General features: G+C 36.8%; 16 protein-coding genes and 1 tRNA gene. 6 read left to right on the plus strand and 11 right to left on the minus strand.

The features are described 5' to 3' along the window. Positions 1 to 107: 107 nt before the first annotated feature. The 4 genes from J2Z23_RS20420 to J2Z23_RS20435 form a co-directional block, all read right to left on the minus strand. Positions 108 to 269, minus strand: a complete 162-nt coding sequence (locus J2Z23_RS20420; RefSeq protein WP_209975078.1) for a hypothetical protein — start codon at positions 267 to 269, stop codon at positions 108 to 110. Then, positions 260 to 523: a helix-turn-helix domain-containing protein gene (locus J2Z23_RS22845; RefSeq protein WP_209975080.1), complete on the minus strand. Its 264-nt coding sequence runs from the start codon at positions 521 to 523 to the stop codon at positions 260 to 262. The genes J2Z23_RS20420 and J2Z23_RS22845 overlap by 10 nt, the downstream gene beginning before the upstream one ends. A gap of 88 nt (positions 524 to 611) precedes the next feature. Beyond that, positions 612 to 899: a helix-turn-helix domain-containing protein gene (locus J2Z23_RS20430; RefSeq protein WP_209975082.1), complete on the minus strand. Its 288-nt coding sequence runs from the start codon at positions 897 to 899 to the stop codon at positions 612 to 614. A gap of 252 nt (positions 900 to 1,151) precedes the next feature. After that, positions 1,152 to 1,370, minus strand: a complete 219-nt coding sequence (locus J2Z23_RS20435) for a helix-turn-helix domain-containing protein (RefSeq protein WP_209975084.1) — start codon at positions 1,368 to 1,370, stop codon at positions 1,152 to 1,154. Positions 1,371 to 1,533: 163 nt separating this feature from the next. Between J2Z23_RS20435 and J2Z23_RS20440 the strand changes: the two genes are divergently transcribed. From J2Z23_RS20440 to J2Z23_RS20455, 4 genes are all read left to right on the plus strand, one after another. Then, positions 1,534 to 1,905 carry a helix-turn-helix domain-containing protein gene (locus tag J2Z23_RS20440; protein WP_209975110.1) on the plus strand — a complete coding sequence of 124 codons (372 nt, stop codon included), beginning with the start codon at positions 1,534 to 1,536 and terminating at the stop codon, positions 1,903 to 1,905. A 75-nt stretch (positions 1,906 to 1,980) separates the two neighbouring features. Beyond that, the gene (locus J2Z23_RS20445) at positions 1,981 to 2,586 is read left to right on the plus strand and encodes an ImmA/IrrE family metallo-endopeptidase (RefSeq protein ID WP_209975086.1); all 606 of its coding nucleotides are present in this window, start codon (positions 1,981 to 1,983) and stop codon (positions 2,584 to 2,586) included. Then, entirely contained in the window at positions 2,586 to 2,966 is a 381-nt protein-coding gene (locus J2Z23_RS20450) for a hypothetical protein (RefSeq protein ID WP_209975088.1), read from the plus strand. Before J2Z23_RS20445 ends, J2Z23_RS20450 begins: the two co-directional genes overlap by 1 nt. Before the next feature lie 12 nt (positions 2,967 to 2,978). After that, complete coding sequence (locus J2Z23_RS20455; RefSeq protein ID WP_209975090.1) at positions 2,979 to 4,139, plus strand: site-specific integrase; 1,161 nt, start codon at positions 2,979 to 2,981, stop codon at positions 4,137 to 4,139. An 85-nt stretch (positions 4,140 to 4,224) separates the two neighbouring features. Here J2Z23_RS20455 and J2Z23_RS20460 read toward each other — a convergent pair. Next, positions 4,225 to 4,297: transfer RNA gene (locus J2Z23_RS20460), tRNA-Arg, on the minus strand. 161 nt (positions 4,298 to 4,458) lie between these two features. On the opposite strand from J2Z23_RS20460, the gene J2Z23_RS20465 reads away from it, so the two are divergent. After that, positions 4,459 to 4,602, plus strand: coding sequence for a hypothetical protein (locus J2Z23_RS20465; protein ID WP_209975092.1), 144 nt, complete (start codon positions 4,459 to 4,461; stop codon positions 4,600 to 4,602). A 143-nt stretch (positions 4,603 to 4,745) separates the two neighbouring features. Beyond that, a complete protein-coding gene (locus tag J2Z23_RS22680; protein WP_274380124.1) occupies positions 4,746 to 4,880 on the plus strand; it encodes a hypothetical protein in 135 nt (44 codons plus the stop codon). 51 nt (positions 4,881 to 4,931) lie between these two features. Here J2Z23_RS22680 and pabC read toward each other — a convergent pair whose 3' ends face one another. From pabC to J2Z23_RS20495, 6 genes are all read right to left on the minus strand, one after another. After that, positions 4,932 to 5,777, minus strand: a complete 846-nt coding sequence (pabC, locus tag J2Z23_RS20470) for an aminodeoxychorismate lyase (protein ID WP_209975094.1) — start codon at positions 5,775 to 5,777, stop codon at positions 4,932 to 4,934. A 1-nt stretch (position 5,778) separates the two neighbouring features. Next, on the minus strand, positions 5,779 to 6,360 hold the full coding sequence (gene pabA / locus J2Z23_RS20475; protein WP_209975097.1) for an aminodeoxychorismate/anthranilate synthase component II: 582 nt from the start codon (positions 6,358 to 6,360) through the stop codon (positions 5,779 to 5,781). After that, the gene (locus J2Z23_RS20480) at positions 6,357 to 7,757 is read right to left on the minus strand and encodes an anthranilate synthase component I family protein (RefSeq protein ID WP_057987392.1); all 1,401 of its coding nucleotides are present in this window, start codon (positions 7,755 to 7,757) and stop codon (positions 6,357 to 6,359) included. The genes pabA and J2Z23_RS20480 overlap by 4 nt, the downstream gene beginning before the upstream one ends. Positions 7,758 to 7,871: 114 nt before the next feature. Next, positions 7,872 to 8,543 (minus strand): HAD family hydrolase, encoded by a 672-nt coding sequence (locus tag J2Z23_RS20485; protein ID WP_174517092.1) that lies wholly within the window; start codon positions 8,541 to 8,543, stop codon positions 7,872 to 7,874. Between the two features lie 3 nt (positions 8,544 to 8,546). Beyond that, positions 8,547 to 9,704, minus strand: coding sequence for a DEAD/DEAH box helicase (locus J2Z23_RS20490; RefSeq protein WP_209975099.1), 1,158 nt, complete (start codon positions 9,702 to 9,704; stop codon positions 8,547 to 8,549). A 627-nt stretch (positions 9,705 to 10,331) separates the two neighbouring features. Next, on the minus strand, positions 10,332 to 11,270 hold the full coding sequence (locus tag J2Z23_RS20495; RefSeq protein ID WP_064468233.1) for a methyl-accepting chemotaxis protein: 939 nt from the start codon (positions 11,268 to 11,270) through the stop codon (positions 10,332 to 10,334). Positions 11,271 to 11,574 lie beyond the last annotated feature (304 nt).

An 11,574-nucleotide genomic window follows, 5' to 3' on the forward strand; every position in this document is an offset into this window, starting at 1 on the left:
AGTTGCCCCTCATCTTGCTGCTTTTTTGTTTTCTTTTAAGAATCGTCCTAGCATAAAGCCAAATGCCAGTGCTGCACATGTGATTAGCCACATTCCGAATAAATCCATCAAACATCCCCCTCAATCGGTTCAAATCGCAATTGCTCATATCGTTTCGTTAATTCCTTAACGATTTGTTCGCAAGTGAATAATCCAGGCTTATCCTTATGTACTTCCAAGATGCATCTTGCCCAATTACCCAATTCTTGGTATTTCTCGTTTATATCCAAAAGATGAAACCTCCAATCAAAGTTGTTAAGTTCTGTACCACCGTTGGAACGTCAACTCCGTAAATTAAAGCGATTGCTATTTCTTGGGTCTGTGTAACGTTACACCATCTGATTAAGTCATCAGCTTTCAGAACCAATTTGTTGTTCTCTAATTTAGAAATCGTGCTCCTTGGCAAATGCATTAGCTCTGCCATAGTTTCTTGACTAAACCCCGCAAATTTTCGCGTTTTTCTCAACGCTACCCCTAAATTCATTTCACCTACTCACCCCCTTAAAATGTTCCAAATTTGAACATGTTCCAATTTGGAACAGACAACCGTCTCAATACCTAGTAAACTTAAGTTAAGAGATTAGTTGATTTGCCTGTTGATCAATCCAGTTCATAAGGGCTGTGTATGGGATTCTAATTTTGTTTCCTTCCCTAAAACAGGGGAATCCATTTACTTCTGCTTGTTGACAAAGTTCATATGTGGCTGTGCGTCCGATTCTTAAGATTTTGGCAGCTTCGGGCACTGTTAAAAATCTTGGAACCTCGTTATAGCCATGTTTTTCTAAAAGCAAAGCAATATCTTTTAAGTGCTTTTCATTTTCTTCGCGTACAATTTGACGAATGGTTTCTTCAAATGACATTTAGAACATCACCTTTCTAAGAATCTTAGGTATTCAGCAACATTTTTTGCGATCTTTATTAAAAAAAAGTTGAGGCTCTCACCTCGAAATTTATATATGGTTTTATCTTTAAAACAGCTCCTTTTTGTTGTAAGTTCTGATGATCATCACGGATCATGATTGCCAAATTCAGGATAAGAGATTTAGACTAAGCCCAGATCGCAAAGGCAGTTAGATTCATATGTGCCCCCTTTCAAAAGGTTTTAGCAACCATTAGTTGCAATTAACTTCAAAAAAAATGGTCCAATTAAGATCAAGAACTTTTGCGATAGATTTGGCTACATCTACAGATGGTCTGCGGTCGCCTTTTTCTATCATACCGTAGTATTGTCTAGTTATTGATTTATTTATTTTTTCTACTACATCTTGATGTGACATTTTTTTCTTATTACGTGCCTCCATCAAGGTGATAGTTAATTCCTTTTTGGTCATTTAAACACCACCTATTAGCAACTAACGGTTGCTTTATGATTATTATTATACGCTACTTTTGGTTGCTGTCAAGTAAAAATGCAACTTTTTGTTTCCTTTACTTAAAAGCAACTCATTGTTGCTATATAATATTATTATGATAAGTGAAGAAAGGGCAGTGGATATGTTTTCTAAAAGGCTTAAACTTTTAAGAACAAATAAAAAATTAACCCAACAAAATATGGCAAATTTTTTAGGAATAACAAGGCAAGGGTATGCCAAATATGAAACCGGACAAAGTGAGCCGGATAATGAAACAATAAAAAAACTTGCTGATTTTTTCGATGTTTCAACTGATTATCTTCTGGGAAGAACGGATAAGCCGAATGAGGAAAAAACTGCCGAAGAAATATATGAAGACCCTGATTTTCAATATGCCATGAGGAGCGCACAAGGACTTTCTGAAGAAAGTAAACAAAAGGTTTTTGATTTTATTGAGATGATGAAAGAAGTTGAAAAGGCACGAAATAAGAGCAAACCAAAAAAAAACAAATAAATATAATTGCCCTATTAGGGCTTTTCTTATAGAGTTATAAAGAACATACGTTTGTAAAAAAAGGGGATGTATCAATTGGGTTTTATAATGACTGATTTAGAGGTGGATATAATGAATCTGTTTTTAGATATGGACATTCATAAGCCGCAAGATATTGATATTTGGAAGGTTGCTAAAGAATTAGATATCTGGATCCACTACTACGAAGATGAAAGTAAAGTCACTAAATTTAATGGGAGTTATTACATACTTTTAAACAATGAATTATCACCTCAAGAAGAGTATCAAGATTTTGCACATGAACTTGGCCATGCGATTAGACATGTGGGAAATCAACATAAATTAAGACATGCATTCAGAAAATTACAGGAACACCAAGCTAATAACTTTATGTATCAATTTTGTGTACCTACATTCATGCTACAAGAATATGAGATTGCTAATTATTACAATGTTGAGGACGGCATTCCAATTATCGCAAAAGATTTCAATGTTACGAAAGAATTTGCTAGGAAGCGACTTATTCAGTTCAGAAATAAAATTCAGCAAGCCAAGCTGGATGCGGAACACAGGGAATTTATGGAATCGCTCTATCCGAAGGCTCCTCCCTATAGCAAGGAAACTATGAAGGTTATGGAGGAATTATCATCTATCTTATATAAGAAAGGACTGAAAAAATAATGCCACAGCAACGACTGTACTATGAATATGAAAATGGAGACCTAATCCCATATTGGTATGCTCTAACTTTTGATCTCTGTGAAATAGATTGGGACAAACCCGCATATTACTTTGAAGTAATAAAACCATTTGAATACATAGAGAGAATAGAGTTTGATGAATCATTGATTAGCATGTCGATACAGCTGGCTGATTTTATTTTTAATGTTAATTATCCCAACAGAATTGGCATTAACCTTAAAAGTATTAAAAAGAGAATAGAAAAGCATGGGGTGGATCCGTATATAGTTCAACAATTTATATTATCGACGCCGGAATTAAATGATTTTCTTATGTTTTTACCACAGGAAAGAAAACAAGATTTTATTACGATTTGTTGAGGGGGATAAGACATGAAAGGACATATTGTAAAACGTGGCGATAAATATTCTTTTGTAATTGATATTGGTCGAGATCCAGTAACCAAAAAGCGAAAACAAAAACGGGTGTCAGGGTTTACCAGTGAAAGAAAAGCAAGAAAAGCCATGATTGACATGATCGCTGAATTAAATAAAGGGACATATGTAGAACCCACAGTGAAAAAGCTAGGTGATTACTTAAAAGACTGGCTCAAATTTAAAGAAAAACGTGTAGTACACAGTACCTATTTGCATTATGAGGGCTATATTAATAATCATGTTATCCCAGCTCTTGGCAATGTCAAAGTAGCTGATTTAACTACTAGACAAGTAGAATCGTTTTATGAAAGTTTGCTAGATAATGAGGTATTATCTCCGCAATCAATACACCATATACATCGCATTTTATCCAATGCTATTGGCAGAGGCGCCCGTATCGGAGAACTACCTAGAAACATTATGAAAGCAGTAGAACCCGTGAAAGTTCCGAAAATTGAAATGAAATACTGGAACATGAAAGAATTGAATCAATTCTTATCAAAAACCATGCAAGAATATTATTACATTTCATGGTACTTATCAGCATTTACTGGAATGCGCTTAGGAGAAATTTTAGGACTAAAATGGGATAGTGTCGATTTTGATAATAAAGTGATTTATGTTCGGAGGGCCCTTAAGAGAGATGAAGGAAAATACATTATTTCAGAATTGAAAAATAATCCAAGTTACCGATCCATCAACATATCGGATAGTGATGTTTTCGCGCTTAAGCAACATCTTAAAAAACAAAAGAAATTAAAAAATAAACTTGGCTCCGATTATCAAGATCAGGATCTTATTGTTGCAACAAAAACGGGAAATTTTGTTTTACCATCAAATATTGGTCGAGCATTCAGACGTTGTCTCAAACAAACAAATGTAGAAAATATACGTTTCCATGATTTACGACATACCCACGCTTCCATGCTATTTGAATTGAAAGTACATCCTAAAATCGTTCAAGAGCGTTTAGGGCATTCTTCAATATCAGTTACCTTAGATAGATACTCTCACATGATCCCGAATATGCAAGAAGCTGTGGCTGAGCACCTGGAATCTGCATTTAAAAAGGAACAAGAAAATGATGAAAAAGACACTTCAAAAACATCAATGTGACCAATCGGTGACCAATTTGCATTTTCATTAAAAATAGCAAGGGGATGAAAGTTCTCAACCCCTTGCTATCATTGACTTTCAGAGACGGCCCCGACAGGAATCGAACCTGTGACGCACGGTTTAGGAAACCGACGCTCTATCCTCTGAGCTACGGAGCCACAATTTTGTCATTATTTTTTACGACTTATCCATTATAATACAAAGTCCCTTTGAATAAAAGTCATAAATACTATATAATTGAAATAAATGACTTTTGACTAAATAAAAACTACCAGAGTTAAAAACGCTTAGTCTACTATGAACAAGAGGGGGATTTCAAATGAACTTAGGAATTTTAATTGGACTAGTCATTGTTCTTGGTACAACCGCTTCATTCTTATCTTACTTCATTTATAAAACTCTTAATTTTAATGATGCATCAAAAGTGGATGAAGTTCCTGATAATCACCCATTTTCAAATTAATATTTAACTACACTCCCATTGCTTTATGCTGTGGGGGTGTTTTTTATTTTATCGTCTGTTTTAGTATATTTTTTTAGGGTAGTATAATACTTATAAGTATGAAGAGTTTCTGTTCAAATTTAGCATGATGAGGAGGAATAAGAATGGGTGTAGGAATTGCCATTGGCATGATCGTTGTGATTATGTTAGTTGCCCTTTTTCTCGTCTTTTTCTTACGTGGTCCACTCAACTCAGATGATGCTCATACGGTTGATCGTCCCCCAGATGATAAAAATTAATTTTGCCATCCAAAAGGTGTATCTAGAATTTTTTCTGGATACACCTTTTCTTTATTTCGTCGATTCGTCCACAGCTTGACAATATAATTGATAAAATTGTTGAGTGTAGAAACCATTTTTCCCGGAAAAAGTTTGCTTCCCACAATTTTTAACTGGGATAATTTCTTGAATTGAATTGGTGAGAAATACTTCCTCTGCTCTTAGTAGATCTTCTTTTTGATAAAATCCTTCCTCTACCCTTAAACCTAACTCTGCTGCCAATTCGAATATAAACTCCCGTGTGATCCCTTTGAGAATCCCAGTTTCCAAAGCCGGTGTGTAAAGAGTTTTGTTACGAATCCAAAATAGATTCGAGGTCACTCCTTCTGCTAAAAAGCCTTTCTCTGTCAGAAATATTCCTTCTTTATTTGGATCAGCGCCGACTTCTCGTTTCGCCATTACATTATTCATAAAATGGTGTGATTTTAACCGCGTTTCCATTTCTGGAGTATTTCGTAATATTTTTAAAAAGCTAATTTCCTTTTCTCCTAAGGGCTTAAGTACCGGAAGTTGCTTTTGGAAGATAATTGTAGTTGGCGATTCATAGGTAGTCGTTTGAATCCCTATCTGTCCGGAGCCAGCGGATACGTTGAGACGAATATAAGAATTCGGCAAATCATTTAACTTTGATAGCTCTCCAATCCACTTTTCTACTTCGTGATACTCAAATTGTCTGGCGATTTGCAGTTGTCGTAACCCATAATTTAATCGTTCTAAATGCTGTTCAAGCAAAAAAGGGGAACTATTATAGGTGCGCAATGTCTCAAAAATTCCTAAACCATATAAATAACCATGATCAAATGGGGAGATTCTAGCTTCTTCTTGGCGAATATATTCGCCATTAATATACATATACATATTAAACGACTCCGATCCGATAAGTCTGCAAGAAATTAGCTAAAAGCTGTTTACCTGCCTCTGTTGTTATGGATTCAGGGTGAAATTGAATTCCTTCCACAGCCCATTTTGTATGACGAATCCCCATGATCTCGTCATCCACTGTCCAAGAAGTGATTTCTAGACAGTCTGGTAAACTCTCCTTTTCAACAATGAGAGAATGATATCTTGTTGCCAAAAACGGATCAGGTATTTGAGTATAGATTGTCTTTTGATCATGATATACTTGCGAAGTTTTCCCATGTAGCAATTGTTTTGCTTTCACTACTTTCCCACCAAAAGCTTGAGCGATCGCCTGATGACCTAAACAAACTCCTAATATTGGAATCTTCCCTGAAAAATGGCGAATTACTTCAAGCGAAATCCCCGCTTCATTTGGAGTACAAGGACCAGGTGAAATTATAATGTAATTAGGAGAATGCTCCTCTATATCATATAAGCTAATTTTATCATTTCTTTTTACAGTAATAGGTTCTCCTAACTCACCCAAATATTGAACAAGATTATAAGTAAAAGAATCATAATTATCAATCATTAGAATCATTGGACAGTCTCCTTCTGCTCAGCTAATTCTTTTGCCTTCCAAAGCGCTTCCGCCTTTTTGAGTGATTCTTTATATTCTGCAACAGGATTTGAATCGATCACAATTCCTGCTCCAGCCTGTACATGAGCCATCCCATTCTTCACGATCATCGTGCGGATCACAATATTTAAGTGCAAATCTTCATTAAAACCAATCCACCCAAGTGATCCAGTATAAATCCCACGTTTAACAGGCTCAAGCTCCTCAATAATTTCCATTGTACGAATCTTTGGTGCCCCTGTAATCGTACCGCCAGGAAACATTGCTTCGATTAAATCACTAAGCGTCTTTTCCTTTGAGACTTGGCCACTGACATGGGAAACAAGATGCATTACATGGGAATATTTTTCCACTATCATGAATTCATCAACATGAACAGAGCCATATTCACAAACACGCCCAAGATCATTTCTTTCCAGATCAACTAACATAATATGTTCTGCACGTTCTTTTTCATTTTCAAGCAGTTCATTCGCTAATACTTGATCTTCCATGTCATCTCGTCCCCTTGGTCGTGTCCCGCCAATTGGTCGTGTCCCCACACGCTGACCACTTTTTTGAATCAACAATTCAGGAGAGCCGCAAACAATTTGAAAGTCTGGTGTATGAAGATATCCCATATATGGTGAAGGATTTAATTTTCTTAATTGCTTATAAATGGCGAGCGGAGGTATCCCAAGTTGCTTGGATTGCCGAACGGCCAAATTCACTTGAAAAACATCACCTTCTCTTATATAGGCTTGAATTTTTTGTACTGCATTGACAAAATCTTCTTCTGTAAAAGAAACGGAGAGATTTTCTTCTGTATCAATAGGTTCAAAATTGTTCTCCTCTTCATGTGTAAAGTTCATCCAACTTTGTTTCAGCTTTGTTAATTTCTCTGTTGCAGCTCTTTGATTTAATACGATCAACCATAAACACTCTTCTTTATGGTCATACACAGCCCACTCATCAAAAACAAGAAAATAAAGTAGGGGAAGTTGTACATCATCTTCCGCAAGATTAGGCAATTCTTCAATATATTGATTGTAATCATAACTAATATAACCGATTGCTCCACCTTGAAAATCTGGAAGCCCTGGTTCAGGTGAAAATGCAAAAGACTTCATCCATTTTTCAAGTTCTGCAAGTGGTTTACCTTCTAAAATTCTTATATTTCCAGCTTGTTCCACTTTTAATGAATGATTAGCGCCCTGAATTTTAGCAAAGGGGTGAAGTCCAGCGATACTGTATCTGCCGGCACGTCCACTCTCTAAAAGTACATGATGGGTTGAATTGGCGGTTAGGGAACTATATGTATTAAAAAATCGCTCTAGTGAATAAGGTATTTTTTCATATATCAGCTTTTCTTGGTTCATAAAGCTCACTTCCAATCTATTAAACTGGCCTTTTGTCTTTCCTCATAGGCAGCATTCATTTTCATTGTATAAGAGCATCTGTGGTATTAATGCCACAGATGCTATAACAACTGTTCACTCAATCTTAGCTCCTGCTTTTTCAACCATCTCATCTAAAAGTTTCTTTAAAGATTGGCCACCCATTGTTTCGATTCTTGCATCAAAATCTTGAAATTCGAGATCTTTTGTTACAGGATTAGGGACAATAATACAATTCATCCCCGCTCTTTTCGCAGCTATAGAGCCATTCACTGAATCTTCAAAAGCAATCGCCTCTTCCGGTTTTACCCCTAATGCTTCAACCGCCTTTATATATAGTTCAGGATCTGGTTTAATCTTCCTAACCTGATCACTTGTTTGAATTGTCTCGAAATACTTAAGTAGGTCATATTTCTTAAGAAAAGGCATCACCCAGCTTTCACTTGAGCTTGTAGCCAATCCAATGCGTAAATTTAATTCTTTAGCTTCCTCTAAAAATTCTTTGACGCCTTCACGCACAACGATCATCGCCATTTTTTCTTTATGAAGTGTTGAAGCCGCCGCATTAATCGCTTCTATTTGGTCACTTCCTTTTAACTGTTCAACCATATACTGATGAAAGGCAGCATCATGTGTCCCAATAATTTGGGCAAAAATTGCCAGTGGTAGCTCCACTTCGTAATCAGCAAGCACCTCTTTATAACATTCATACCAAACTGTTTCTGTATCCAATATTAAACCGTCAAAATCAAAGACCACTGCTTTTATCATTTATCTTTTTTCCTTCCTATTATGTTTTATTGTACTAACGAAATTCCCTTTATAGATGCGCATTAACTTGATAGATAACTGAAGCTGTTTTGCAAACTTTTTCAGTTCTCTTTCTTCCCTTGGAGTAACAAATGAAACGACCGTTCCTTTTTTTCCCATTCGGCCAGTTCTCCCTGAACGATGAATGTATTGATCCAAATCTTTTGGAAAATCAAAATGGATCACATGGGTAAGTCCCTTAATGTCAAGGCCCCTTGCCGCTATATCGGTAGCGAGTAATAATGTGACTTCACCTTTACGTAGGGAGGTCAAAGCTTGTTCCCTTTCTCTTTTACTCAAATCGCTGTGAAGAAGATTAACAGAAACTTTTTCATATTTTAATTTCTCATAAAGCACATTCATATTTCCACGGTCACGAACAAATACAAGAGCCTTCACATTTTTCATAGCAGCTATTTTTTGTAGCAATTTTGCACGATCCCGCGGTTCACAAAGTAAGTATAGATGCTCGGTTTGGTGATCGGTTGGTGATTGAGCTTGACCTACAGAAATAAATTCAGGTGCTCTCCCGATCATCGCCTTAATCTGTTCTGGTTCCTTAAGAGAGGTAGCTGAAAATAACAGTAATTGTCGATCATTAAGGGTTGATTTCACGACCGTTCTTACTGTATTTAAATGCTCTTCATTTAATAACTGATCCCCTTCATCGAGGACAATCGATTTCACCTCATGCATTTTTAATTTTTTTAATTTAATTAACTCCAAAATGCGCCCAGGTGAGCCGACAACAATTTGTGGACTGGTTTTTAATTTTTCCAATTGGCGCTTAATATTGGCGCCACCCACAAATGATGCTGTTCGAATCTTCGTACCCTGTGTCCATTTCTGAACTTCTTGATAGATTTGCATCACCAACTCCCGAGATGGAGCTAAAATGACGGTTTGGATAGCTCCGTCTTCTTCTTTAATCCTTTCTATCAGTGGTAATAGATAGGCTACCGTCTTTCCGGTACCTGTAGGAGATTTAGCGATTATATCGTTCCCCGCCAAAATCGGATTGAGCACTGATTCTTGCACTTCTGTAGGATTCGTAAATCCAGATTGTTTCCAAATTGTTTGTGTATTTGTATTAAAATTCGATAAAAATGATTTTTTCATCGGGATCATTACTCCTTCTTTGAATATTCAACTCGTTTAAATTTGTCTATTAGCTGTATCTAACTCCAGCGCCTAGCGGCTAGCAAACTTTCGGTGCCTTCCTACGATAAGTCAACATCAGTTCGCCTTTTAGGCTCACTGTGTTGTCTCGCTACAGACCGCAGGAGCTCGAGGTCAAATAACCCTGAACCGCTGAAGGGCAAGTTCACCCTTCTTCAGTTCAGGAACATTTGCTTGTCGCTCCTAATCAGCCGTCGTTCGCTTTTCACTTTTCCTTTATCTCAGGCCAACAGGATGTTGGTCAGAACGGCGTTGCCACAGGAAGTGGCGTACTTAGCCGTTCATCCTTATTATTTAAGTTTGTACGCAGCTGAACAGTCGTCTCTGCTTTTCTTTGTCTAGCTCCGACTCCTAAGCTGCTAGCAAACTTTCGGTGCCTTCCTACGATAAGTCAACATCAGTTCGCCTACTAGGCTCACTGTGTTTCCTTTATCTCGTCAGGCCCCTAGAAAGTTTGTACGCAGCTGAACAGTCGTCTCTGCTTTTCTTATTTACAAGTTCATGCATCTTATCATACTACATTTAGGAAAATACATTAAGAAAAGCTGCCAATTTTGGCAGCTTTTCTTAATTTTGTAATTGTTGTATTCCATTTTCTAAGCGTTCATCAACGATTTTAGCATCCTCGATATGCTCGATAATAGTTTCATGTGCATCGGCAAACAGAGTTTGAGCTTCTTCTAGTTCATTCCGGACTGAATCTGCAAACTGCTTTTGTTCCTCAATCATTTGCTCGATTGCCCCAATATCTAATTGGCTATCTTTAATAACTCCCATCATCTCTTCCACATTTTGCGCAGCTTTTTCACTCATTTGGATTCCTTTTTCTATCAGTTCCGAGCTCTTTTTTGTCGCTTGTAAAGCATTATCAATTTCGGCTTGCAGGGCATTCGTCAAAGATTGAATATTAGCTGTGCTGTCAGCTGTACTTTCAGCTAATTTCCGAACTTCTTGTGCGACGACGGCGAATCCCTTGCCAGATTCCCCAGCTCTTGCCGCTTCGATTGATGCATTTAGAGCAAGTAAATTAGTTTGAGAAGCGATATCTTCAATAACCCCTACAATCGATTGAATCTCTACGGAACGCTCATTTAGATGGCTCATATTGATTTCAGAGTATTCAATTTCCTCCCCAAGTTCTTGAATAATTTGCGCTGTAATTTTTACATCTTCAGCATTTTGTTGCGAACGTTCTACCTTCATTTCTGAAAAGTTTTTTAATGACCGGCCTTTTTCGTAAAGATTGTTTGACTTCTGGGCTGATTGTTCACTAATCTCATAGATATTACTAAATCTATTTTCAATTCGCGAGATTACCTCTTCCAATCGACCATGTTGAGAATTTACTTTTTCGTGTTGTGAAACGGCTGCTTGCAATTCATTTCGAATTTTTAAAAACCATTCCCGATCTTGCTCTTCTTTCATTTCATAGGACTTTTTTAATTGCTCCATTTCCTTAAGTAATGCATTCGCTTCTTGTTTCTCTCTCTTTTTTGTCGTAAACATCGCTTTTCCCCCACATGACCTTTTGACTAAATCATACCACAATTACCTTTTTTTGTAACCAATAGTCTAAAAGTTTTACCTTCTCTTATTTCACCTTTCACTTGATAGTGACAAGATATACATGCATCACCAAATATAAACTATTGTTCTTAAAGCGCATATAAAATACATTAGAACTACTACTTTAGACATGAACGGCATTCATTAAGAAATCGAGTAGGAGGCTAATCATTAATTGATTAGCCGACCTCTCACACCACCGTACATACGGTTCTCGTATACGGCGGTTCAATAACTTAAGTAT

Source organism: Lederbergia galactosidilytica (assembly GCF_017873565.1).
GTDB lineage: Bacteria > Bacillota > Bacilli > Bacillales > Bacillaceae_C > Lederbergia > Lederbergia galactosidilytica.